This is a genomic window from Streptomyces ipomoeae 91-03 (assembly GCF_000317595.1).
Classification (GTDB): domain Bacteria; phylum Actinomycetota; class Actinomycetes; order Streptomycetales; family Streptomycetaceae; genus Streptomyces; species Streptomyces ipomoeae.
Genome location: NZ_AEJC01000064.1, coordinates 1 through 22,614 on the forward strand (window position 1 = coordinate 1; position 22,614 = coordinate 22,614).

22 protein-coding genes and 3 pseudogenes are annotated in these 22,614 nt (G+C 68.9%); 12 read left to right on the forward strand and 13 right to left on the reverse strand.

The window, feature by feature from the left end:
- Positions 1-53 precede the first annotated feature (53 nt).
- The gene (locus tag STRIP9103_RS04100; RefSeq protein ID WP_009298346.1) at positions 54-620 is read left to right on the forward strand and encodes a VOC family protein; all 567 of its coding nucleotides are present in this window, start codon (positions 54-56) and stop codon (positions 618-620) included.
- Between the two features lie 71 nt (positions 621-691).
- Here STRIP9103_RS04100 and STRIP9103_RS04105 read toward each other — a convergent pair whose 3' ends face one another.
- The 5 genes from STRIP9103_RS04105 to STRIP9103_RS04125 form a co-directional block, all read right to left on the reverse strand.
- The gene (locus STRIP9103_RS04105; RefSeq protein ID WP_234022118.1) at positions 692-2,755 is read right to left on the reverse strand and encodes a glycoside hydrolase family 2 protein; all 2,064 of its coding nucleotides are present in this window, start codon (positions 2,753-2,755) and stop codon (positions 692-694) included.
- Positions 2,756-3,056: 301 nt separating this feature from the next.
- Entirely contained in the window at positions 3,057-5,042 is a 1,986-nt protein-coding gene (locus STRIP9103_RS04110) for an RICIN domain-containing protein (protein ID WP_009298330.1), read from the reverse strand.
- Between the two features lie 340 nt (positions 5,043-5,382).
- Positions 5,383-6,435 (reverse strand): LacI family DNA-binding transcriptional regulator, encoded by a 1,053-nt coding sequence (locus STRIP9103_RS04115; protein ID WP_009298360.1) that lies wholly within the window; start codon positions 6,433-6,435, stop codon positions 5,383-5,385.
- A gap of 210 nt (positions 6,436-6,645) precedes the next feature.
- Positions 6,646-6,831 (reverse strand): hypothetical protein, encoded by a 186-nt coding sequence (locus STRIP9103_RS04120; protein WP_048819659.1) that lies wholly within the window; start codon positions 6,829-6,831, stop codon positions 6,646-6,648.
- A 3-nt stretch (positions 6,832-6,834) separates the two neighbouring features.
- Complete coding sequence (locus STRIP9103_RS04125) at positions 6,835-7,617, reverse strand: polysaccharide lyase family 7 protein (protein ID WP_009298332.1); 783 nt, start codon at positions 7,615-7,617, stop codon at positions 6,835-6,837.
- A gap of 193 nt (positions 7,618-7,810) precedes the next feature.
- Here STRIP9103_RS04125 and STRIP9103_RS04130 point away from each other — a divergent pair, with 193 nt between their 5' ends.
- The 6 genes and pseudogenes from STRIP9103_RS04130 to STRIP9103_RS45915 all read left to right on the forward strand — a co-directional run.
- On the forward strand, positions 7,811-9,304 hold the full coding sequence (locus STRIP9103_RS04130) for a hypothetical protein (protein ID WP_141581367.1): 1,494 nt from the start codon (positions 7,811-7,813) through the stop codon (positions 9,302-9,304).
- Positions 9,305-9,387: 83 nt separating this feature from the next.
- Positions 9,388-9,561: pseudogene (locus STRIP9103_RS53740) on the forward strand (ISL3 family transposase); the annotation flags it as partial.
- A gap of 153 nt (positions 9,562-9,714) precedes the next feature.
- Complete coding sequence (locus STRIP9103_RS04135; protein WP_234022120.1) at positions 9,715-10,998, forward strand: PP2C family protein-serine/threonine phosphatase; 1,284 nt, start codon at positions 9,715-9,717, stop codon at positions 10,996-10,998.
- Positions 10,999-11,078: 80 nt separating this feature from the next.
- On the forward strand, positions 11,079-11,498 hold the full coding sequence (locus tag STRIP9103_RS04140; RefSeq protein WP_009298335.1) for a DoxX family protein: 420 nt from the start codon (positions 11,079-11,081) through the stop codon (positions 11,496-11,498).
- A gap of 339 nt (positions 11,499-11,837) precedes the next feature.
- A complete protein-coding gene (locus STRIP9103_RS04145; RefSeq protein ID WP_258539686.1) occupies positions 11,838-12,113 on the forward strand; it encodes a DUF6234 family protein in 276 nt (91 codons plus the stop codon).
- Between the two features lie 209 nt (positions 12,114-12,322).
- Positions 12,323-12,678, forward strand: a pseudogene (locus STRIP9103_RS45915) (ATP-binding protein); the annotation flags it as partial.
- Positions 12,679-12,704: 26 nt separating this feature from the next.
- Here STRIP9103_RS45915 and STRIP9103_RS04150 read toward each other — a convergent pair.
- From STRIP9103_RS04150 to STRIP9103_RS04170, 5 genes are all read right to left on the reverse strand, one after another.
- Positions 12,705-13,160, reverse strand: a complete 456-nt coding sequence (locus tag STRIP9103_RS04150) for a GNAT family N-acetyltransferase (protein ID WP_009298352.1) — start codon at positions 13,158-13,160, stop codon at positions 12,705-12,707.
- A gap of 422 nt (positions 13,161-13,582) precedes the next feature.
- On the reverse strand, positions 13,583-14,572 hold the full coding sequence (locus tag STRIP9103_RS04155; protein WP_009298339.1) for an aldo/keto reductase: 990 nt from the start codon (positions 14,570-14,572) through the stop codon (positions 13,583-13,585).
- 224 nt (positions 14,573-14,796) lie between these two features.
- Positions 14,797-15,144 (reverse strand): cyclophilin-like fold protein, encoded by a 348-nt coding sequence (locus STRIP9103_RS04160; RefSeq protein ID WP_009298349.1) that lies wholly within the window; start codon positions 15,142-15,144, stop codon positions 14,797-14,799.
- Between the two features lie 201 nt (positions 15,145-15,345).
- Positions 15,346-16,011 (reverse strand): SDR family NAD(P)-dependent oxidoreductase, encoded by a 666-nt coding sequence (locus STRIP9103_RS04165; RefSeq protein ID WP_009298337.1) that lies wholly within the window; start codon positions 16,009-16,011, stop codon positions 15,346-15,348.
- 86 nt (positions 16,012-16,097) lie between these two features.
- Positions 16,098-17,114: a zinc-dependent alcohol dehydrogenase family protein gene (locus tag STRIP9103_RS04170; protein WP_009298368.1), complete on the reverse strand. Its 1,017-nt coding sequence runs from the start codon at positions 17,112-17,114 to the stop codon at positions 16,098-16,100.
- 191 nt (positions 17,115-17,305) lie between these two features.
- Between STRIP9103_RS04170 and STRIP9103_RS04175 the strand changes: the two genes are divergently transcribed.
- Positions 17,306-18,190 (forward strand): helix-turn-helix transcriptional regulator, encoded by an 885-nt coding sequence (locus STRIP9103_RS04175; protein ID WP_009298353.1) that lies wholly within the window; start codon positions 17,306-17,308, stop codon positions 18,188-18,190.
- A gap of 67 nt (positions 18,191-18,257) precedes the next feature.
- Here the strand turns inward: STRIP9103_RS04175 and STRIP9103_RS50535 are convergent, their stop codons facing one another.
- Positions 18,258-18,668, reverse strand: coding sequence for a beta C-S lyase family protein (locus tag STRIP9103_RS50535; RefSeq protein ID WP_009298333.1), 411 nt, complete (start codon positions 18,666-18,668; stop codon positions 18,258-18,260).
- 151 nt (positions 18,669-18,819) lie between these two features.
- A complete protein-coding gene (locus tag STRIP9103_RS50540; RefSeq protein WP_009298350.1) occupies positions 18,820-19,029 on the reverse strand; it encodes a hypothetical protein in 210 nt (69 codons plus the stop codon).
- Positions 19,030-19,176: 147 nt separating this feature from the next.
- Here STRIP9103_RS50540 and STRIP9103_RS04190 point away from each other — a divergent pair, with 147 nt between their 5' ends.
- The gene (locus STRIP9103_RS04190) at positions 19,177-19,530 is read left to right on the forward strand and encodes a VOC family protein (protein ID WP_048819661.1); all 354 of its coding nucleotides are present in this window, start codon (positions 19,177-19,179) and stop codon (positions 19,528-19,530) included.
- 520 nt (positions 19,531-20,050) lie between these two features.
- Positions 20,051-20,250, forward strand: a pseudogene (locus tag STRIP9103_RS51205) (transposase); the annotation flags it as partial.
- A 112-nt stretch (positions 20,251-20,362) separates the two neighbouring features.
- Here the strand turns inward: STRIP9103_RS51205 and STRIP9103_RS04195 are convergent.
- Complete coding sequence (locus STRIP9103_RS04195; RefSeq protein ID WP_009298369.1) at positions 20,363-20,938, reverse strand: histidine phosphatase family protein; 576 nt, start codon at positions 20,936-20,938, stop codon at positions 20,363-20,365.
- 304 nt (positions 20,939-21,242) lie between these two features.
- Here STRIP9103_RS04195 and STRIP9103_RS04200 point away from each other — a divergent pair, with 304 nt between their 5' ends.
- A complete protein-coding gene (locus STRIP9103_RS04200; protein ID WP_009298341.1) occupies positions 21,243-21,464 on the forward strand; it encodes a CbtB domain-containing protein in 222 nt (73 codons plus the stop codon).
- A gap of 18 nt (positions 21,465-21,482) precedes the next feature.
- Entirely contained in the window at positions 21,483-22,238 is a 756-nt protein-coding gene (locus STRIP9103_RS04205) for a CbtA family protein (RefSeq protein WP_009298373.1), read from the forward strand.
- Positions 22,239-22,614 lie beyond the last annotated feature (376 nt).

Below are 22,614 nucleotides of genomic sequence, written 5' to 3' on the forward strand. Positions count from 1 at the left end.
CTCTGCCGCACTCTGCCGCCGACGGGTCAAGGAATCTCAAAGGAGAGTCGACGATGCCCCAGGCTTCCCCCGCGTCCTCAGTCGCAGCCGCCCCCGCGGCTCTGCCGTCACGACTGCACCACAACGCCTATGTCACCCGCGACCAGGAGGCGACCCGGGCCTTCTACGAGGACCTCATCGGCCTGCCCCTCGTCGCCACCTGGAAGGAGTCCGACGAGCTCTTCGGCGCGGTACGCACGTACTGCCACACCTTCTACGGCCTCGGCGACGGCAGCGCCCTCGCCTTCTTCCAGTTCGCCGACCCCGAGGACCAGAAGCAGTTCGGCCCCGAGATGCCGCACTCACCGTTCCAGCACATCGCGCTCAAGGTCACCGAGGAGGTGCAGAACGCGATCGCCGAACGGCTGGAGAAGGCCGGCTGGCGGCCCGACGAGACCTATGTTCTGGAGCACGGCTACTGCCGCTCCCTCTACACCAGCGACCCCAACGGCCTGCTCCTCGAATTCACCCTGGACGCGCCCGGCATCCAGGAGAGCGACGCCGAACGCCGGCGCACCGCCCACGCCGACCTCGCCTCCTGGCTCGCCGGCGACCACACCAGCAACAACACCTACCGCTGACCGGCCTCGGGCCTCAGGACGACGTGCCCGGGAAAACTTGCGGCTCTGCAACCGGTCAAAGGTGGGGGTTCTCAGCCGAGAGTCCAGTCGACGCTGTCGGTGTACGTGGAGCCGTTGATGGTCGCGGTGACGGTCACGGTGTTCTGCCCCGGCTTCAGGGTGACGTTGGTCCACCTGAAGATGTGGTCGCTGCTGCTCAGGGTTCCCAGGGAGGTGCCGTTGAGGGTGGCGGTGACCTGACTTGCGTTGGAGTAGACCTTCAGTTCGGTGGTGGCGTCGGTTCGCTGGGTCCAGCGGCGGCTGGTGATGTAGAGGGTGGGAGTGGTCGCCCAGTTGGCCTTGTACCAGTAGAAGGCGTCCTTGCGGATCTGCCGGTCGCGGGTGACCAGGCCCTTGTCGTTGATTCCGGGCTGGCTCCCTTCGCCTCGGCCGTCGGAGGCGAAGTCGAACATGGCCCAGACGAACGTGCCCCAGATGTACGGACGGGCGGCGAGCTGCTTCCAGGCCGCTTCGTGGAACAGCGACTGGTACTCCTCGGGGTGCCAGGAGCCACCCGGTGCGGGCTTCGGCGGGTTGAGGGCGTGCTGGGTGGTGTTGGCGCCGGCGCCGTATTCCGAGATGGCGATCTTGCGGGTCGGGGAGGTGGTGTGCAGGTTGTCGGCCCAGGCACCGAGCTCACCGTCCTTGGAGCCGTAGTACCAGCCGAGGTACTTGTTGAAGCCCGTTGTCCGCGTGTGCAGCCCCGCCTGCGCGTTGTCGGGGTCCTCGCTGCGCACGGCGTAGGTGGAGAGCCGGTCGGGGTCCTCGGACGCGACGATGTCGGCCAGTGACTGGAGCAGCGTGTTCGTGGCGGTGCCGTTGTAGTCGGTCTGCTCGTTGCCGATGCCCCAGAAGACGATCGACGGGTGGTTGTAGTTCTGCCGGATCAGCTCACGCATCTGGTTCTGGGTGTTGGCGGTGAAGGCGGCCGAGTCGGTGACGGAGTTGACCAGTGGGATCTCCGCCCACACGATCAGCCCGTGTTCGTCGGCGAGGTTGTAGTCCTTCTGGTCGTGCTGGTAGTGCGCCATCCGGATGGTGTTGGCTCCGAGCTCCCGGATGAGGTCGAAGTCCTGTGTGTGGTCGGCGTCGGATATCGCCCAGCCCTTGACGGCCCGCTCCTGGTGCAGGTTGACGCCGTGCAGGTGGAGGTGGCTGCCGTTGAGCTGGAAGCCGGTGTCGGCGTCGACGGCGATGGAGCGAAGGCCAAGGCGTTCGGTCACCACATCCGCGATCCTGTCCGCCCCCGCGGTGACGTCGTGGATCTCGACGCTGGCGTTGTACAGGTACGGATCTGCCGGGCCGTTCCACAGGCGTGGGCTGTTGACAGTGACGGTCTGACTGATGTCCGCGCCGGTGGCCGCGGCAAGGGAGCGCGCGGTGGTGCTGGTGTCCGCGACGACGTTCCCGCTGCTGTCGGCGATGACGGTGCGGACCACCACCGACCTGGCGGTGCTGTTGTCGTTCCACAGCTTCGTGGTCACGGTCACCGTGGCCGACGCCGTGGTCACATTGCTCTGCCGCAGGTAGACGCCGGGACCCGCGTAGTCCGTCATCCGCACATGAAGGTTGTCGATGGCCCACAGGCTCACATTGCGGTAGATGCCGCCCTCGAAGGTGTAGTCGGCGCTCACCGGCGCGATGCCGGTGTCGCGGGCGTTGGTCACCTTCACCGCGATCACGTTGTCCCCACCCGGGACGAGCACACCGGTGACGTCGAACCTGAACCGGGCGTATCCGCCTTTGTGCTGCCCGAGATAGGTGCCGTTGACCCAGACGTCGGCGACCTGGTTGACCCCGGCGAACTGCAGGTACAGCCTCTTGCCGGCCATGGTGGACGGCACGGTGTAATGGCGGCGGTACCAGCCCACTCCGCGGTAGTAGTTGTTGCCGCCGTCGGCACCGTCGACGGCGTTCCAGGTGTGGGGCGTGTTGACCGATGTCCATCCGGAGTCATCGAACCCGGGCGCCTGCGCACCTGTGACGTCTTGTCTGATGAATCGCCACCCATCGTTGATGTGTGTCCAGACACGCGGATTCGGCGCCGTGTACGTCGTGGCAGCGGACGCGGCACCGGCCTTCGGAATCCCAGCCAACGAGGCCAGCACTCCCCCGGCTGTCCCGCTCAGCACCTGTCGGCGTGTAGGGAAACCTGTCATTTCTGAACTCACTTCCTCAGAGGCGAAGTAGAAGGTCTTGGTGTGCGCCGGCCTGCCTGGGGCGGGCTCGGCGGGAGCCAGGGCAACGGCTATGGCGGGACGCGGGGCCGGCCGGCGCGAGATGCGCTACATGGGGGCACCCCTGGAGCGCTGAATCGATAACCGGGGATGGCCGGGCTCGTCGGCTTGGTCGGCGAGCCCGGCCGGCGGGATGCCGGTCATCCCGGCTTCTGTCGGGTCAGTTGATACGGACGATCTTCCAGAGCTGGTCGTCGACGTTGAGGCTGTTCCACTGAATGACGGGCGCGCCGTCGGCGGTGGAGGACTGCCCGATGCCGACCACGAGGGTGCTGTTCACGTTCCGGAGCCGGTAGTAGCCGTTGCCCGCGTCGGTGAGGGTCCACTTCTGGGAGTCGGCGCTGGAGGCGGTGTTCTGGACGACGGCCGCGCCCGCCGTGCCGGAGGAGTCGCGGATGTCCAGGTTGAGGTTGCTGTTGACGCTCTTGATGGTCCAGGCTCCGCCGCCGGCGGACTGGAAGGTGAACAGCTGGCACGTGCAGGCGGAGTTGCGCCACTGGTCCGCCGCCGTGCCGGTGGCGGTGGAGGCGGCGGGGATGTCGAGGTACTTGCCGCTGTTCTTGTTGACGAGGACGTACTGACCGGTGCCGAGGGGCGGCAGCGCGGTCTGGTCGAGGTTCCACCGCTGGCAGGCGCAGCCGGTGCCGCTCCACTGCACGGCGGTGGTGCCGGCGGTGGTGGAGGCGCTGGGGATCTCCAGGTACTTGCCGGTGACGCGGTTGGTGACGGTGTAGCCGCCGGCGGGATGCGGGGCGACGGCCCACTCGTGGTCCAGGGTGCCGTTGTCGTCCCACTGCAGGATCCTGGCGCCGTCGGCGGGGGACTGGTTCTCCACGCCCAGGACCTTGCCGCTCGCCACGTTGAAGATCTTGAAGTAGCCGGAGGGCTGTCGCTCGAAGCGCCACTGCTGGTCGGTGGCGTTGTCGGCGTTCTGCTGAGTGGCGTAGGCGCCGTTGCCGGTGGAACCGCCCGCGATGGTCAGCCTCAGACCACTGTTCGCGTTGGAGACGGTGTACGTGGCACCGTCGGAGATCCCGCCGCCCAGGTCGACCGTGCTGTACGTGACCGGGTTGACGCCGGAGCTTCGCGCGTGCCCCGCGCTGAGCACCATCAGGCTGTGGCCGTCGGCCAGCGGCAGCAGGCCGCGGCTGTAGCCGCCGGCGACGTTGGAGCGCATACGCGTCCAGCTGTTCGCGGCGCCGTTCTGTGTGTTGACGAACAGGTCGTCGCTGCTGGTGGCGGTGGCGACGAGGGTTCCGTTGGGGCCGCCGGTGGGCAGCCAGGTGATGTACGGAGTGCCCCAGGGGACCAGGCCGTCCGCCGTCCGCAGCGGAATGCCGGTGACGGAGTCGAACGCCTCCGGGTCGGAGGAGATCTTGTAGTAGACGGCGAAGTTGCCGTTGGGGGAGCCGCCGTACTCGTACGTCATGATGTAGCTGCCGTTGGGCATCCTGGCGACGGTCGGCATACCGGGGCGCTGGCTGTAGGTGGGCATCGCCACGTCGTCCACGACCGGGCCCCAGTTGCGGACGTCGGTGGAGACCTGATGGACGATCTTCTGGCCGTGGTCGGTGTCGCGCTGGTCGGAGTAGTAGACGATGAGCTTGTCGCCGGAGACCAGGAAGAAGGGTTCCCACACGGGGGTGTAGCCGTTGCTGGATATGGCCCTGCCACCGGTGGCGATGTTGGTGACGAAGCTCCAGGTCTGGCCGCGGTCGGTGCTGGCGTACAGGTCGATCTTGCTGCCGCCCCGGTCGTACGGCACCGAGTCACCGGCGGCGAGGATGGTGCCGGCGGGGAAGCCGCCCATGGCCCTGGGCAGTTCGAACAGTTCGGGCTGCCAGCGCATGCCCCAGCCGTTCTGGGTGTCGGCGACCTCGGAGATCTTCGTCCAGGAGGTGCCGTTGTCGGTGCTGCGGTAGATCGGGAAGACGGGCATGTCCACGCGGTACTGCTCGAACGTGGCGAGCAGGGTGCCGTTGGCCGAGCCGTTGTACCGCAGGCGCAGCCCCCGCGGGTAGAGCGCTCCGGGGGAAAGCGCGTCGGAGGGTGGGGTGTACAGGGTCTGGGCGGTACGGGAGATGGCGTCCGCCCTGCCCGCGGCGGGCAGGACCAGCGTCGCGGCTGCGACGACCAGAGCGAGCATTAGGAGGAGGAAGGTGACGGGACGGGGACGCGGAGCGGCGCCGGGTCCGGCGCCTGTCTGCTCAGGGAACATGTGCGGCTCTCGGGGAGGGGAACGGAGAGGGTGGGGCGAGCCGCCGCACCGGGGACCGAGCCGGTGGGTGAGCGGCGGAGTTCAAGACATGCGTCAACCCGGACGCGACGGTCCGGACGACATGTGGGGAAAGACCGGCGCAGGCGGCTCACGGCGCGACGGTCTTGCGTGACGACTGTTGTACGACGGACGGGGTGCCCCCGCCTTGGTGCTTGGACACGGCCAAGTCCCGCCCTGGTGCTGGACGCGGCCAAGCCGGGGCTGGTGATCAGGTGGTGCGGACCGTCTGGTTCTGGTGCGACGGTGGTGGTGCGGTCGAGCCGCGGACGACGAGTTCGACCGGTGGCTCGCTCGGCTGCGGCAGTTCGGTGCCGGGCTTCTCGATGGCGTGCATGAGAAGCCGGATCCCTTCCCGGGCCGCGGCGTCGAAGGGCTGACGCACGGTGGTCAGAGGAGGGGAGACGTAGGCGAAGACCGGGTTGCCGTCGAACCCGACGACACTCACGTCCTCGGGCACACGGCGCCCCGCTTCCCGCAGGGCGTGGATCAGTCCGATGGCCATCTCGTCACCGGCCGCGGTCACGGAGCTGTCACCCGCCAGCTCAAGACCCGCCGTGTACCCGGACTCGGCCGACCAGTCGCCCTCGACGACCGGCGGTTCGTGCGCGCCTCGTGCCGCCAGCGCGGCCCGCCATCCTTCCAGGCGGTCCTTCGAGGCGTACCAACGCGGTGGGCCGGAGACATGATGGACCGTCGCGTGTCCCAGGTCCAGCAGGTGTTCGGTGGCGGCCCGCGCCAGCGAGTGGGCGGCCACGTCCACGGCCAGTGTCCGCCTGGCGTCGAAGGCCGGTGGCGCCCCGAGAAAGAGGACCGGCACGTCGGCACGGACGCGGACCTCTCCTTCCACGATGGGCTCGGAGACCACGACGCCGTCCACGCCCTGCTTGAGCAGTGACTCCATGGCCCCGGCGATACCCTCCGGGTCGCCGTCCGGTGTGTTGACCACGCGCAGCGCGTACCCCGCGTCCCGTACCGCCTGTTCGATGTGTACGAGCAGCGAGGCGGTTCCGTACCCGGCCGTGCCCAGAGCGACCACACCGATGGAGCGAGTGCGCCCGGAAGCCAGGGCACGGGCCGCGTGATTCAGCCGGTAGCCGAGTTCCTCGGCGGCGGCGAGAACACGTCGGCGGGCCTCGTCGGAGACGTAGGGCTCGTTGTTGAGAACACGCGAGACCGTCTTGCGTGAGACTCCGGCCAGGCGGGCCACGTCCGCGCTGCGGGGCACAGAGGGGGCCGTACCCCGCTCCACCACTGGTGTCATGAAGTCTCCTGATGGCCCTGTGCCCGCATCGAACGAAGTCAACCGTCTGACCGCGCGATCTGATCGCGCGGTCATGTCTACTTAGCGGCCGAACGGTACGTCAAGGGTTCGCGCAGCACTTCTTCCTCTTCACCCGGCGATTCCTCACCGGAGCCGAGCCCATCGCCTTTCTGACCAGGCAGGCCGCCTGGTGCGTCTGCGGCGCGGATGTCAGATCGGCCCGGACTCGCCGAGTTCCCGCATGACCGCATCCATCTGACCAGGCGTCAGTGGCTGAACGGACAGCGGATGCGCGGCTTCCGCGCGCAGTCCGTCCAGCAGGAAGCCGATACCGCGACGCCAGGCGTCCGGGGCGGCGCCCGGGGCTCCGCCATGGCCGCGTAACAGGGTGTCCACCGGTCAGGAGTGGGTGACCTTGATGCGGGAGATGCGGACCTCGCCGTAGTTGTCGTCGGCGCATGGCTCGGAGTTGTCGCAGTTTGCCTGCGTGTAGGCCCCTGCCTTGAAGTAGTTGGTGTCGCCGTCGTGGGAGATCGTGGTCTGCAGCCGACCGTTGTAGTAGGCGTCGATCTCACCGTCCCTGGCCACGAACTTGGCCTCGAACTCGGTGCCCAGCTCGTAGTCGTCGGTGACGAGATGGTGGTGGCGGTCGTCGCCGTCGGTGATGTAGAGGCTGCTGCCCTCGAGGCGGAAGACGGTGACGTCGTCGTCCCCGCCGTGGACCTGCGCGCCGACCAGGTACGGCCTGTCCTCGGGCAGTGCCGTGAACGCCTCCCTGACCACAAGGGTGTGGGTGCCGTCCGTGGTGGACCAGGCGGCTTCGTCCTCGCCGTCGTCGGTCATCTCCCGCAGCTCGGCGCGCGGATAGCTGGAGCCTGAGGTCGTCACGCCGTTGACAGCGGCCCGGAATCCGACCGCGTCGCAGCTGTCCTCGGCCCGGAACCAGGGATCGGCGGAGAAGGTCGCCAGCTCGGGCTGTGTGATCTCGGCGGGGTCCTCTTCCTCTCCGGTGGGCAGGGTCAGCTTCCAGTTCGTCAGGTCGAGGACCTCGGACGGGTACGTGCACCGGGTGGCCGCGCGCTCGTGCGGAGCCGGGGTGTCGGCGTGGGCGGGCAGCGTGAGCGTGGCGGTCGAGACAGCCGCGGTGAAGCCGGCCAGCACGCAGGTCCGAGTGATTGGCATGGAGGGTTTCCTCCCTGTCGCGGGGTGTTCGGTTCGGGCTGACGTGTGAGCGTAGGCGCCGTCGTCGGGACCGGTCCCGGAACTCGTGCCCTTCACGGTCGGCAGGGGACGTACGTCCGGCCGTCCAACCGGCTCGGTCACCCGAATGCCCATACCGGCTGCGGCCTTCTCACGCCGCGCCGACCCTGATGGCATGACGTCCAGCCGATCACGGGTCCTGGTGCGCGCGCCTGACAGCCGAGGACTGCGTGAGGTCAGCGTCGGAGCGAAGACCGTGGGCCGGGCTTGGTCACCACGGGACCTCCGACGGGTGCTGCGGCGGGCCGGAGTGCCCGCGGACATCGACCTCGGCCGATCGGGGGAGGTCCGGTGGCAGGCCGACCCAGACCTGTGGCCGGACCGTCCCTGGTGGAGGCGCGCCCAAGCCGGCCTCATGGGGCTCGGGCTCCTGGTGTCCGCCGCCGTACTCTTCCGGGTGGGGCTCTCGGACGCCCTCAGGGCGCTGACCTTTGGCGGGCGGGTCATGGGAGTGGTGTTCCTGGTCGGCGCGCTGGCGGAGACGCTCGCGGCAGCGGCAGTCTTCGACTACTGGGGCAAACGGGCCACCCGGTACGCGGGGCAGTGCGTCCTGCTGGGCGTGGCCATCGTGACCGTCACAAGTCTGATGTTCCTGATCCTGCAGTGGGAAGGGGGATATCACGCCGGGTTGTTCTGGCTCTGGTGCGCCCTGGTGGCATGGTCCGCCTGGGCATTGTGGGAAATGAGCCGACAGAAAGTCTGGCAGAGCATTCCGCACCCCCGGAGTTTCGCGGCCGGAGTCGCCCTGTCGGCTCTCATCGGTGCCGCGAGCGTGGCGTACTCCGCCATGTACACCCCATACGTCGCCCCGCCCAAAGTCCCCTTCATGGCCGCCTTCGGGAAGCCGACCCTGAACGCCGCCCGAACCAGTCTGTACGTACCGGCTCGCCTCACCTTCCGTAACGAGGGATCCATCAGCATCTTCGTCGTCGGAACGCAGTGGTCGGCCACGCTCTGGCCGAGCTCCTTCCGTGAGAAGGGCACCGGACGAGCACGGTGGCGGGACGAATTGGGCAATGGCTGGAACACCTACCGCCATGAGGATTTCAACGCCCCTGCTCGCATGCTGGCGGCAGGACAGATCACCAAGGCGGGCGACCGCCTCGATCCCGGGGACGACTTCTCCAGGCAGGCCGTCATCGAAGTGCCGCTGGATTCCGGCCAAGGACGTGTCGAGCTCTCCGCGACGATTTCGTTCATCCGGGCCGACCGCTGCAAACTCGCCAACAGTTACCCGCAGTCGATCGAGTACTCCTGGGACGTGGAATCCTCGGAGAAGAAGCACCTCTGGGACGCCCCACGGTGGCTGGCGAACCCGGGCGACGACTTCTTTCGCTACCGGTCGAGGATCTACCGCAGCAGCGCGATCATGAACATGACCCAGGCGCCCGACTGGGCAGCCATGTGGTGGGTGATCCCGAAATGGCGCGAGGGACGACTTTTCGCTCCCGGAGACACCATCCCCTACATGCAGGTCCACATTTCCCGCGACCCGGACAGCCAGGAAGTGCTCAACGAGGACGAGCAGGAGCCCTACGGGATGAAGACCAGGGACACCGCAGTCGACCAACCGGTCGCCCTGCTTCGCCAGGCCGCCGAGAAGCCCTAGCCCTGCTGGAGTGCCAGGCACCGCAGACACCGGCGCATCGGACCCCCGGCCGACGAGCGTGACGGTACAGGCGAGAATGAGACTGGACTGAGCGATGCGCCGATGCCGTCCGTCTCTTTCGGGAAATCCAGGCCCAGGGCCATCCGGGACGGACCCCGCAAGCGATGCGGTGCTGTCCGCGCCCGCTGTGCACGAGCTTCGGCTCGATCCGGTCGCCGGCCCCTGTACTCAAATCCGAGCAGGTCACCGATCGGATCACGTAGCACTCCCTCGGCCTCGGCACCGCACAGGCACGACCGGGCAGCCCATGGAGCCGCCGACGCTCAGGGGGTGCCGTGCTCAGGCCCCGTGGACCGTTCGCTCCTCTCGTGGAAGAGCACACTGGCCGTCGGCGCCGAGGCAGGCAGGTCATGAGGGAAGCGCCCATCGACTACGCGGCGGTCTTCCGGGCCCTGCCGGGCATGGTGGCGCTGCTCACCCCCGACCTGGTGTACGTCGACGCCAACGACGACTTCCTGCGCCTGGCCGGGCGCACCCGCGAGCAGTTGCTGGGCCGGTACATCTTCGACGTCTTCCCCGAGAACCCGAACGATCCGGCCGCGGCCGGCATGCGGGAGACCGAGGCGTCGATGCTGCGCGTGGTGGCCACCGGCGAGCGGGACACGATGGCGCTGCTGCGCTACGACATCGAGGATCCCCAGCGGCCCGGCCACTGGGAGGAGCACTACTGGAGCCCGGTCAACGCCCCCGTCCTCGGTCCGGACGGGAAGGTCGCGCTGATCGTGCACCGGGTGGAGGAGGTCACCGAACTCATCCGCGCCTTCGGCGGCCCGGCCGGCGACAGCAGGTCCCGGGTGCTGGAGGCCGAGCTCTATACGCGCGCCCGCGAACTGCAGGAGGTCAACGAACGGCTGCGTCAGGCGCACGCCCACGAACGCGAGGTCGCCCTGGCCCTGCAGGCGGCGATGCTGCCGCCGCCCCGCCCGACCGGACCGCACGAGGCGGCGGTGCGTTACCGGCCCGCCGTCGGCGCGCTGAACGTGTGCGGCGACTGGTACGACATGGTCGACCTGCCCGGCCGGAGCCTCGCGGTCGCCGTCGGTGACGCCGTCGGCCACGGCCTCGCGGCCGCCTGCGTCATGGGGCAGCTGCGCAGTGCGTTGAGCGCTGCCGCCCGCGTGGCAGACGGCCCGGCCCAGGCCCTGGACGCACTCGGGCTGTACGCCCGATCCGTGGATGGTGCCGAGTCGACCACCGCGGTGAAGGCATTCATCGACGGTGAAGGCCTTCACCGACTGGAACAGCCACAGCATCACCTACAGCAGCGCCGGCCACCCGCACTGCTGAACCCCGACGGCACCGTGAGCTTCCTCGACCAGGCCACCGACCCGCCGCTCGGCGCCCGCCTCGCACACGTCGCCCGCCCCCAGGCCACGACATCGTTCGCCGAGGGCGGCACGCTGGTTCTTTACACCGACGGTCTGATCGAACGCCGCTCCGAGGACATCGACACCGGCCTGGCCCGCCTCGCCGACTCCCTCACCCACCGACGGCAGGCCGACCCCGAGGCCTGGCCGACGCCCTCCTGGCCGACCTGCTCCCAGCCGACGGCAACACCGATGACACGGCCTTGGTCGTCGTCCGCCTTTGACAGATCATCCAGGGGCTCGGGGCCGGAGAGACCCCTCCGGTGAGGTCCAGGGCAAGGCCCTCCCGGGGATAGCCTTGAAGCAGATGGTTGGGCCTTCAATCAAGTGACGTAGTGGAGGCACCCATGGACATCCTCGTGTTGATCGGCCGCATTCTGTTCTCCGCCCTCTTCCTCGGCAGCGCCTTCGGCCACCTGACCCAGACCAAGGCCATGGCCGGGTACGTCTCATCCCGAGGGATACCCGCGGCCCCGGCCGCCGTCATCGGCAGCGGAGGGCTGATTCTCGTCGGTGGACTGAGCGTGCTGCTGGGAGTCTGGGCCGACCTCGGAGCGCTCCTGCTGGTCGTCTTCCTCGTGCCGACCGCCGTGCTGATGCACGCCTTCTGGAAGGAGACCGACCCTCAGGCGCGACAGATGGAGACGGTCCAGTTCCAGAAGGACATGGCGCTCGCGGGCGCCGCGCTGATGCTGCTCGGATTTGTCGCCCACGCCGGTGATGACCTCGGCCTGACCCTGACAGGGCCACTGTTCGACCTCGACTGATCAGTATCGTTCGCGCCGGGCAGGCGCACCGCTGTGCGCAGCTTGCTTGAGGGTCTTCGCTCCTGACGGAACCGGTAGACCGGCCCATCTGTCGGAGGACCCCAGGCGATGGGCCTCCCGCAGGAAGGCCCGTCGTGTTCCGGGGCAGTCCCCCGCACTGTGCGAACCGCAGCCGGGCAACGGTGATACGGCCCCATTTTGTCGAGGCCGTGGGTCGGCCAGCCGGCGCAGGGCTGCCTCCCTGGTCCACACCTGCTGGACGAGGCGGGCCAGCCTGTCCTCCGCTGCGGCCAACTGCTTGGCCGTCGGTAGCGGCCCGCCTGCGGAGTTCTGACAGGCATCGACTACAGCGGTTGGAAGCCGTTCGATCCCGGCGCGGACAACTCCCCCATCAATCTCACGCCCAACTGGGCGTACGTGGGCATCGTCGGCGGCGTCATGCTGCTGACCGCCGTTCTGCTGTGGCGGCTCCACGCTGTCGCCAGCGCCTGCCTGCAAGTGCTCGTCGGCACCGTCGTAGTGGTCATCGCCGTGAGCGGCGCGCAGTTCGACGAAGAGCGCGGTGCTCAGACCGACGCGTCCGTATCCGGATACCCGGCCGTAGCGCACCACTGATCGCAACGCCGCCCGGACCCCGGACGAGGGTTGTGCGGAAGGGACTTCAAGGTCTGCCGATCGGCTGAGGACGCCCCGTCGGCCTCGTCCGAGCTGCTGCGGCCGAGACCGCCGCCAGGGCGGTCAACGCGGCAAGTGCAGCCAGTCGTCCTTCCTGTCACCGTCGTCACGCTCGTGGGAAGGAGGCGGAGCCCTCACGAAAGCGATGACTGTCCACCGTCCGGGCCCAGTTCCCCGAACTGGCCGAAGCCGCCGCCCGCGACCAGGTGTCGTACCGCGGGTTCCTCGCCGAACCGCTGATGGCCGAGTGCGACGACCGGGCCCGCCGCCGCTCCGAACGCAGGATCAAGGCAGCGCAGTTCCCGCGGGAGGAGTCGCTACGGGCCTTCGACTTCGACGAGTCGTTCAGGGGGTGGACCAGGGTGTTCACGGAACGGATCCGCGGCTCTGCGCGGCCATCGGCGACCGGCTCGCCTTCGGCGGGAACATCATCGAGACCGGCACCGAGTCCTACCGACTCGCCGGCACCCGGGCCGCCCAAGCCCAGGACACATACACGAACTGACCCAGCCCGACATCATTCTCATCTCGTCACGGCGACGGGGAGTTCAGGGCTTTCGGATGGCCGTCGAGCACAGACAGACTGGCAACGACCTCGTCACCGGAAGAGACTGTCGTGGGCTGGAAGCCCACGGAGGCGTACAGCCTCGCGGCCACGGCGTTGTCCGGGTGATAGGACAGACGAAGCTCCTGGCAGCCCTCATGTTGGGCCGGCCACTCCATGAGGGTTCGCACCGCCGCCCGCCCGACCCCCTTGCCCTGCTCGGTGCCATCGATCATCGTGCCCCCGAGCCAGTACGAGCCATCTTCGTCACGACCCCACATGATGTGACCCACCACCGTGTCATCGGCGCAGACCGCCATCGAGTGCCAGATGCCTTCCCGCAACGACAGAAGCAGGTAGCGAGCCGCCAACGCGGGCACGTATCGGCGCTGGTCGTCCAGCGGAGCGACGTCCGCGACAGCACGCCGGTTCTCGTCATGCACCGCATGCGCGACGACCGGCCCAGAAGCCGGACAAGTTGTCCTGTCAGGCTGGGGTCCAGCGGTTCTGTAGGTTTCGCGGCTCGTGTCGGAGGCCGCGACCAGGGTCTTGTTACCCCGCTTCCGTGAGCGGACGCGGTCGCGGGCGACCGTGGACAAGACCAGCCGGCCGTGGGCGAGTTCGGGAAGGGGGATGTCCCCGTACAGCGGGCCGCTCCGGTGATTTTGTCGCGGCCCTCGACGTGGCTGCGTGCCCTACCGACAAAGCCCTCCACGGTTGTGGTCATCGGACAGCCTGCTCCGTGCTGCGGTCGGCCGGCCCATGAGCCCTTTCCGGCGTGTGCTCACACGCGCTACGGCGTACGCGCCGAGGGCCTACTCGGCGCGCCGCCGATGGGTGGGGCGGCGGGAGGCGAAGGGCGCGGCTACCAGGCGTACGCCTCGGGGGCCTCGCCGCCGGGGCCGGGCCAGATCTCGTCGAGCTTGCGCAGCGTGTCCTCGGACAGGGTCACGTCGAGGGCGCGACGGCTGGTGGCGAGCTGTTCGGCGGTGCGGGGGCCGACGATGGTGGCGGTGACGGCCGGGGTGTGCGGCAGCCAGGCCAGGGCGACATCGGCGGGCTGTTCACCGAGCTCGGCGCACAGCGCCTCGTACGCCTCCAGCTGGGGGCGGCGCTGCTCGATGGTCTTCTGCATCTGCGGCGTCATGCGGCGACCGCCCTGGATCTTCTGCAGGACGCCGCCGAGCAGCCCGCCGCCCAGCGGGCTCCACGGGATCAGGCCGAGACCGTAGTACCGCAGCGCAGGGATCACCTCGAGCTCGACGGTTCGGGCGGTCAGGTTGTACAGGCTCTGCTCGGACACCAGGCCCATGAAGTTGCGGGCGGCTGCCGTGCTCTGCGCGGTCGCGATGTGCCAGCCGGCGAAGTTGCTGCTGCCGACGTAGATCACCTTGCCCTCGCGCACCAGCTGTTCCATCGCCTGCCAGATCTCCTCCCACGGGGTCGACCGGTCGATGTGGTGCATCTGGTAGAGATCGATGTGGTCGGTTCGCAGACGCAGCAGGCTCTCCTCCGCTGCCCTGCGGATCTTGTACGCGGACAGGTACTTGTCGTTCGGACCGGTGCCCATCGGCTGGTACGCCTTGGTCGCCAGCACGATCCGCTCGCGCCGCCCGCCGCCCTGGGCGAGCCAGCGCCCGATGATCTCCTCGGACAGGCCGTACCCCTGCTCCATGTCAGGGGACTGCGGCCCGCCGTAGACGTCGGCGGTGTCGATCAGGTTGATGCCCGCCTCCAGCGCGGCATCCATGATCTTGAAGCTCTCGGCCTCGTCGGTCAGATGCCCGAAGTTCATCGTGCCGAGCGCGAGTCGACCGACCTTCAGACCACTGCGTCCCAAGTGTGCGTGCCGCATGCTTCACTGACCTTCCTCGAGTGGGGGCGCGGACGGATCGAGCCGTCTCGCGTTTTCTGGACATGGGTGGTGAATCGGTCTGGGCTTCGCTGCTCCGCTGAGGCCGATTCCTCCCGCCGAAAGGGCGGGGCCTCTCAGATGAGTAGCGACGAACCTCACGGAGGGCTCGCGCACAGGTGTGCGTGCGTGGTGCTTGGAGGGCCGGTCGCAAGCGGCGGGCCGGGTCAGGAGACTGCTTCGATGGTGGCCTTGTCGGCGGTGGCGAGGCGGTCGGTGCCGTCGTCGGTCACGTGGCCGAGGATGATCAGTCCCTCGGAATAGGGGAAGTCGCGGTAGAAGAGGGCCAGGTTGCCCCAGGGCGCGTAGTAGGCCAGGTCACCGGCCTTCGGTTCGGCTCCGTCCGGGGCGCCGGAGGTGGACAGCCGACGGGGCAGATCGGCGATCCTCTCTGTCGCGTGGAAGTCGCTCAGGTTCAGCGTGAGCGGGAGAAGAGCGGCGAAGTCGCGGGCGGCGGCACCGTCGTTCAGGGTGGCGGCGACGGGGTGGCCGTCGACGGTGAGGCGGATGTTCATGGCGGTTGTCCTGCCGGAAGTCGTCGTCGGTGTCGGGCCTTTGGACGTTCCCTGCGCTGAGGGCGCAGAGGTGGCCGGAGGCGTGGCGGAGGACGACGGCGGCTCATGCGTGCACGCGGTCACAGCCAGCAACAGGGCGGCGGCCGGGACGGCGCGGAGGAGAGCGGGTATGGCGGCCGGAATCACGGATCGTCCAGGGAGTCAGTCGGGCAGCGGCTCGGCGTAGTGACGGAACCCTTCACGCTTGGTGTGGATGTCGTACAGGCGCTGGGCCAGGGCGTCGGGGCTGCTGTGCTGGGCGTCGGGCCGGATGGCTCCCGGGACGATCAGCTGCGCGGCGTGGATGTTCTCCGGGGCGAGCGCGTCGTGAAGCATCTGGGCGTAGGCGCTCTCGGCGGCGAAGGCGATGGACGTGCCGGCCCGCTCGGGGTGGGGGCGTACGGCGCTGCCGCCGTTGACGAACAGCAGGGTGCCGCGGCCGAGTTCGCGCATGCCGGGCAGGACGGCGTTCACGGCGGTGACCGGGCCCTTGGCGGAGAAGGCGAGCGGGGCGTCGAGGTCGTCGGCGCTGGTGTCCAGGACCGGCTTCATGAAGTCGGCGCGGGGCACGGGGCTGTACTGGAGGATCTCGATGGGTCCCAGGGCGGTCGCGGCCGCGTACAGGGCCGTGCTCAGGGACTCGATGTCGAGGACGTCTGCGGCGAAGCCACGGGCCTCGATGTTGTCGCGGGCCAGCTCGGCCGTGAGGCCGTCCAGGCGCTGGGCGCTGCGGGAGACCAGCGCGACGGTGTGCCCGGCGGCTCCGAAGCGGCGGGCGGTGGCGAGCCCGAGTCCGGGGCCGGCACCGATGAGGGCGAAGGTCGTCACAGTGAGTCCTTGTACGGGGTGGGGAGTGACGTCCGCTGGGGCCGGGCAGCGTGGATGCCCGGCCCTGGCGAGGGGGCTGGGGAGGGTCAGGGCTTGAGGAGGGTCTTGATGGCGCGGCGTTCGTCCATGGCCTTGTAGCCCTCGGCGACCTGCTCCAGCGGCAGGGTGAGGTCGAAGACCTTGCCCGGGTTGATGCGGCCGGTCAGGACCCGCTCGATGAGGTCGGGCAGGTAGCCGCGCACCGGGGCGGGGCCGCCGCGCAGGCCGACGTGGGAGAAGAACAGCTCCTGGCCGTCGACGGCCACATCGTGCGGGACGCCGACGAAGCCGACGTTGCCGCCGGGGCGGGTGGAGTGCAGCGCCTGCTGCATCGACTGCGCCGTGCCCACGCACTCCAGCACGCTGTCGGCGCCGACGCCGTTCGTCAGCTCCTTCACGCGGGCGATGCCTTCCTCGCCGCGCTCGGTGACGATGTCGGTGGCCCCGAACTCCAGGGCGAGCTTCTGCCGGCTCTCGTGCCGGCTCATGGCGATGATCCGCTCGGCGCCGAGCTCCTTGGCGGCGATGACACCGCACAGCCCGACCGCGCCGTCACCGACCACCACGGCCGTGGAGCCCGGCCGCACCTCGGCGGCCCGGGCGGCGTACCAGCCCGTGCCCATCACGTCGGACAGCGTCAGCAGGCTGGGCAGGAACGCGTCGGTGGGGTGCTCGTCGGTGGCGACGAGGGTGCCCTGGGCGTTGGGGATGCGGACGTACTCGGCCTGGCAGGTGCTCATGAACTCGCGGTGCGCACAGTTGGACTGATAGCCCGCCAGACAGTTCGGACAGGTGTTGTCCGAGGTCGCGAAGGAGCCGATGACGAACTGCCCCGGCTTGACGGAGGTGACCGCGCCGCCGACCTCCTCGACGACGCCGACGTACTCGTGTCCCATCGGGTGCGGCTGGTCGACGGGCTCCAGGCCGCGGTAGGCCCACAGGTCCGAGCCGCACACGCAGGTCACGACGGTCCGGATGATCGCATCCGTCGGCTCGACGATCTGCGGGTCGTCGAGCTCCTCGAAACGGATGTCGCCGGGGGCATGAATCACTGCTCCACGCATGAGATCGCTTCCTTCAGTGCGAGCGGTTCTGGCGGACAGTCCCGACCGCGAGTGCACAATGCGCTTCGCTCCGGGTTGTCCGACAACGAGGCTCACACGCGGACGCGGGCGCGAAAAGCGGAGAGATCCCTCCTGGGAAGGAAACATCCTGGGAGAAAACTCTCCCCCTCTCCCGGAGTGCGATCGATGCCATGCTGGGGAACATGACCAGCAACGTCCCCCTCAATGAACTGGGAGAATTCCTCAAGAAACGCCGTTCCGAACTGAGCCCGCGCACGGTCGGGCTGCCGGATACGGGCGGGCCCCGCCGGGTCGCCGGGCTGCGCCGCGAGGAGATCGCCCAGCTCGCCTCGATCAGCACCGACTACTACACCCGGCTCGAACAGGGCCGCATTCAAGCGTCCTCCCCCGTGCTGGACACCCTCGCCCGCGTCCTCCACCTCGACGACGACGAACGGGGCTACCTCTTCCAGCTCGCCGGCAAGACCACGCCCCGCACCCGGCGCCGCGGCAGGCAGAAAGTCCAGCCACAGCTGCAGCGAGTCCTGGACGACCTCACCGCCACCCCGGCCATCGTGCAGGGCCGCCGCGGGGACGTTCTGGCCTGGAACGCGCTGGCCGCCGCGCTGGTCACCGACTTCTCCCGCCTCCCGGAGAAGCACCGCAACTACCCGCGGATCATCTTCACCGACCCGGCGATGCGCAGTCTGTACGCCGACTGGCAGACCTCGGCGCACATCGCCGTGGCGCAGCTGCGGATGGAGGCCGCCCAGTATCCCGAGGACCCCCGTCTCATCGAGCTGGTCGGTGAACTGTCCACGCGCGACAAGCAGTTCGCCAAGTGGTGGGGCGACCACAAGGTCGCCGCCCGCACCGTGGGCACCAAGACCCTCAACCACCCGGTCGTCGGCGAACTCGTCCTCGACTGGGACACCCTCGCCTGCAGCACCGATGCCGAGCAGGAACTCGTCGTCTGGACCGCCGAACCCGGGACACCGTCCTACGAAGGGCTGCGGTTTCTCTCCTCGTGGACGGCGTCCCATTCCGGGGAGCCGGATTCGGGCTCCGTACGCTGATCCGCGCCGTTCCCTGTTCGTCCGAGCCGAGGGGGACGCCCGACTGGTCGGCGTCCCCGGTGCCTTCCTAGGCCGCCCGATACGCGTCGACGCCCGCCCACAGCCGGGCCGGTCCGTCGTCGAGGCGCGTGCGCGGGCAGGCGACGTTCATGCGGATGAACCGCTTCCCGTCGCCTCCATGAGCCGCGCCTTCGGACAGCACCAGGCCGGTCTTGTGCCGGAGGAAGCGGCACAGTTCGGTGGTGTCGTCGGTGAGCGTGTCGCAGTCGATCCACAGCAGGTACGTGGCGTGGGACGAAACCACTCGCGGGCCCGGTATCCCGGTGTGGATGGTGTCGGTCGCGTACGCCTTGTTCTGCTGGATGTAGGCGCGCAGTTCCTCCAGCCAGGGTTCCGCGGCGGTGAAGGCCGCGATGGTGGCCTCGATGGCGAAGGCGTCGGGCTCCGCCACCTCGTCCGTGTTGAGCCCGCGGGTCACCTTGGCACGGATGTGTTCGCCGGGGATGACCGGGGTCCGTCAGATCGCGGTGGATCTCGTCGGAGACGACCAGGACGTGAGGGGGTCCGCGAACTTGGGTTCGAGGTCGTCGAAGTCGACGCGGTACCCCGTGCCGTCGTACAGCAGATCGTTACGGAGGACGTTCCGGCCGTTGTCGACCGATGGAGTTGTGGAAGATGTTGTAGACCGGCGGCTTCCGGGGGATCGCGTCGACGATCTCGGGAGCCGTACGGAAGTCCATGTCGGCCACCCACATGGGGAGTTCGCCCTTGGCGACGTCCCGCTTGAGCGAGTTGGCGCCGCGGCGGTCGGTGAGTTCCGAGAAACGGTCAGGCCGCATGGCTGGGCCCCGTGATGACGATGGTGGTGTTGCCGGGGTCGACCTCCGTCTCGTCCAGGATCAGCTCACCGATGCCCCTGGCGCGGATGGTGCCGCCGCTGGGGTTCATCCCGCTCTTCGAAGCCCTGGCACGTCTACGATCGGCGGATGACCTTGGAATGGGAACAGGTAATTGTTCACTCGGTAGATCCGGTGGCGTTGGGGCAGTGGTGGGCCGAGGCTCTTGGGTGGGTCGTGGTCCACTCCTCCGATGAGGAGTTCGAGATCCGCCCGGCGCCGGATCGCCTGCCAGGGTTGGACTTCGTCCGGATTGACGAGAGCAAGAAGGCCAAGAGCCGACTGCACCTCGACTTCAGGCCTGATGACCAGGACGCCGAGGTGGCTCGTCTGGTGGCTCATGGCGCGCAGCGTGTTGATATTGGCCAGGGTGATCAATCGTGGGTTGTTTTGGCAGACCCCGAAGGCAATGAGTTCTGTGTCCTTGGCCAGCGGCGTCAGTGAGGCTCACGCCTGGGTGGGGTCGATGGTGAAACATTCGGGGTGGGCGGCGCGGACGTAGCGGAACGCGGTCTGCGAGGTGATGCCGAGCAATCGCATCAGCCTGGTTGGTACTCAGCGGCCACCGCCGGTGGCGTCCGCAGCCGCTCCAGCTCCGAGACCCGCTTGCCCTCGGGCACCGCCGCGGCCTTCGACAAGGCCGGCTCCAGGGCTTCACAGCCTCTGGCCGCCCTGCGCGTGCGGTACGCCGTCTGTCACACCGCACGCGCAGGTCTGCGGACCGACCGTCGAGCGCCGCCGGCTCCCTGGAGCGTCGTTCTCGCAAACACCGCCTGATCCACCACCTGATCGCCGCTGTCTGCGATCACCGCGCCGCCAGCAGGTCGACCACGCCGACGGCAGAACCGGCCGACCCCCGCGACCTCCGCCCGCGGCTCTCCGCCACCTCGCCGGACCGTCAGAAGTCCGTGGTCGCGCGCGGCGGGCACCAACCGCAGTGGCCCACCTCGCGACCGCAGACCGAGGGCCGGTTCGCGAACATGAACTCGCCGGCACCGTCCTGAGCGTCCCGGGCATCGACGCCGTGCTCGGCGCCGAGTTCCTCGCCGCCGCCGGAGGCAGCCTGGGCGAGTTCGACTCCCCGGACGCCCTATGGCGGCCTTCGCCGACGTCGCACCCACACCTGGCGACTCGGGCAAGGTCAGCGGCGACTTGCACCGGCCGCACGTCTCCGAGCGGGCTGAGCCACCATCGCAGGGCCCGCAGACGGACCTCACCCTCCGTCACTCGGCGGCCCCCCGTAGGCACGCCAGGGCGAAGTGGGCGCGCGAACGGCTCATTCAGATGGGCTGAGAGGCCGTCCGGCCCGCACGTTCCACCGGCCGCCACGTCCGCTGAGCTCCATCGCGTGGAGTGGGGGCACGTCGATACGCCAGAAAGACGCCTCCGGCGTTCCCAGAGCCATCACGACCGCGGCCCGTACGACATCGGGCTCCACCACGGCGATCACCCGCCCAGAGTCCTCTGCAACCGACTCCATCCAGGCACCGACGCGTGTACAGAGGCCATGCAGGGACTCGCCCCCGTGCGGGGCCGCCGACGGGTCCCCCAACCAGGCAGCGACGGCTTCAGGCTCCGCTGCCGCCACTTCGCCCAGGGTCAGACCACGCCATCGGCCCATGGCGCAACCCGCCAGATCGTCCACCGGCTCGGCGTCCAGGCCCAGCGCCCGCGCGGTCTGCCGGCAGCGGACGGAGGGCGAGACAACGACGCGTACGGCACCGGGAAGGGAACCCGCCGCCTGCTCCGCCTGCCGCAGGCCAGATGCGTCCAACCCATGGCCGTCCTCGAAACGCGTCTCGCGCAGCGCACTGCTGCCGGCCGACGAGATCAACATCACTCGGGTCGTCATGACTTATCCCCGTCCGCTCTCAACATCCGGTGCCCCACGGCAAGTTGCGAGTACCTCATCCCACCCTGACGCCCCTGGGCCGTCCATGCGCCCTTGGCGTGGCCGCCGCTTCGCGGTACCTTCACGGCGATATTGACGACGGCAAGACGGAAGCCCGGTGAGAGTCCGGCACGGTCGCGCCACTGTAAGCCCAGCACCATCTGCCCGGCTCCACCGGGCAGATGTACGCGAAGCAAGTCAGACCCGTAGCCGTCGTACCGAGCACCACCAAGATGGGACGCGAGTTCCCCAGGAGGTACCTGCCATGGCGCAGTCCGTCGCCCAGCCGACCGTCACCCCCACCACCCCTCCCGCCGCGCTGCCGCTCAGGGCCATCGCCCCATGGGCGGTCTTCTTCGGCATCCTGATGCTGGTCCTGCTCTACTTCGTCGGTGCCGAACAGGGCGCCACTTCCCTCCTTTCCGGCGAGGGCGTGCACGAGTGGGTGCACGACGGGCGTCACCTGCTCGGCTTCCCCTGTCACTGAGGCCGGGACAGCCACCTGATGAACTCCGTCACCGTGCGCACCCTCTTGGTGCGCGGCATGCTCGCCGGCCTCGGGGCCGGCGTGCCGGCATTCGTCTTCGCCTACCTGGTCGGCGAAGGCCCTGTGGACGCGGCCATCGCCTTCGAAGCGGCCAACTCCCATGAGCACGGCGAGGAACTCGTCAGCCGTTCCGTGCAGTCAACCGCAGGGCTGGCCACGGGCGTCCTCGTGTTCGGCGTCGCCCTCGGCGGCATCGCGGCGCTCGCGTTCTGCTTCGCTCTGGGCCGCATCGGGCGCTTCGGCGCCCGGGCCACAGCGGCGCTCACCGCGCTCGCCGGGTTCCTCACCGTGTACCTGGTCCCCATTCTCAAGTACCCGGCCAACCCGCCCGCCGTGGGCGACCCGGCCACCCTCGACCAGCGCACCGCTCTGTTCGTCCTGATGATCGCGCTGACCGTGCTGTTGGGGATCGCAGCGATCCTGCTGGGCCGCCGACTCGCTCCGGCGTGGGGCAACTGGAACGCGTCGATCACCGCCGGCGCGGCCTTCACAGCGGCCGTCACGGTCGCGATGGTGCTCCTGCCGAGCGGGGACAACGTGCCCAACGGCTTCCCGGCCACGACCCTTTGGGAGTTCCGCATCGCCTCCATCGGCACCCAGGCCGTCTTGTGGGCGACCCTCGGGCTGCTCTTCGGATACCTGGCCGACCGGACCCTGACGCCCCGTCCGAACACCGACTCCGCTCCGCGCACTGCCGCACAAGCAACGCGTTAGCGATACGGACAACGCGTTAGCGATACGGATCACACGCCGATACAGATCACACACTGAGGGCCCGGAAACATACCGGGCCCTCAGTGCTGTCGGCACCTACCCCCTCGGCCGGGCGAGGGCAGCCGCATGCTGTCCCGCCACCAGCTGCGCCCACCTCCTCTCCCGCCTATCGCTGAACCGCTACGGCCGGCGCGTCCCGGGGCGCGCTGAACGGCTGCGGCGGCGACGCGGGAGGCCTCGTGGGGTCGCCGAGACTTGCTTCCCTACGGACCGGGGGTATACAAGAGATCCGAAGTACCCCCCGGGGGTATGATGCGACCAGGAGGATCACGATGTCATGCTGCAGCTCTGAAGGCACCTGCTCGACCAACGAGAC

Coding starts and splice junctions, on each gene's coding strand:
- STRIP9103_RS04190 (WP_048819661.1), top strand. CDS start 19,177: ATGACCTTGGAATGGGAACAGGTAATTGTTCACTCGGTAGATCCGGTG.
- STRIP9103_RS04130 (WP_141581367.1), top strand. CDS start 7,811: ATGACGTCCAGCCGATCACGGGTCCTGGTGCGCGCGCCTGACAGCCGA.
- STRIP9103_RS04140 (WP_009298335.1), top strand. CDS start 11,079: ATGGACATCCTCGTGTTGATCGGCCGCATTCTGTTCTCCGCCCTCTTC.
- STRIP9103_RS04125 (WP_009298332.1), bottom strand. CDS start 7,617: ATGCCAATCACTCGGACCTGCGTGCTGGCCGGCTTCACCGCGGCTGTC.
- STRIP9103_RS04160 (WP_009298349.1), bottom strand. CDS start 15,144: ATGAACATCCGCCTCACCGTCGACGGCCACCCCGTCGCCGCCACCCTG.
- STRIP9103_RS04135 (WP_234022120.1), top strand. CDS start 9,715: ATGAGGGAAGCGCCCATCGACTACGCGGCGGTCTTCCGGGCCCTGCCG.
- STRIP9103_RS04175 (WP_009298353.1), top strand. CDS start 17,306: ATGCTGGGGAACATGACCAGCAACGTCCCCCTCAATGAACTGGGAGAA.
- STRIP9103_RS04170 (WP_009298368.1), bottom strand. CDS start 17,114: ATGCGTGGAGCAGTGATTCATGCCCCCGGCGACATCCGTTTCGAGGAG.
- STRIP9103_RS04155 (WP_009298339.1), bottom strand. CDS start 14,572: ATGCGGCACGCACACTTGGGACGCAGTGGTCTGAAGGTCGGTCGACTC.
- STRIP9103_RS04200 (WP_009298341.1), top strand. CDS start 21,243: ATGGCGCAGTCCGTCGCCCAGCCGACCGTCACCCCCACCACCCCTCCC.
- STRIP9103_RS04115 (WP_009298360.1), bottom strand. CDS start 6,435: ATGACACCAGTGGTGGAGCGGGGTACGGCCCCCTCTGTGCCCCGCAGC.
- STRIP9103_RS04195 (WP_009298369.1), bottom strand. CDS start 20,938: ATGACGACCCGAGTGATGTTGATCTCGTCGGCCGGCAGCAGTGCGCTG.
- STRIP9103_RS50540 (WP_009298350.1), bottom strand. CDS start 19,029: ATGCGGCCTGACCGTTTCTCGGAACTCACCGACCGCCGCGGCGCCAAC.
- STRIP9103_RS04100 (WP_009298346.1), top strand. CDS start 54: ATGCCCCAGGCTTCCCCCGCGTCCTCAGTCGCAGCCGCCCCCGCGGCT.
- STRIP9103_RS04110 (WP_009298330.1), bottom strand. CDS start 5,042: ATGCTCGCTCTGGTCGTCGCAGCCGCGACGCTGGTCCTGCCCGCCGCG.
- STRIP9103_RS04205 (WP_009298373.1), top strand. CDS start 21,483: ATGAACTCCGTCACCGTGCGCACCCTCTTGGTGCGCGGCATGCTCGCC.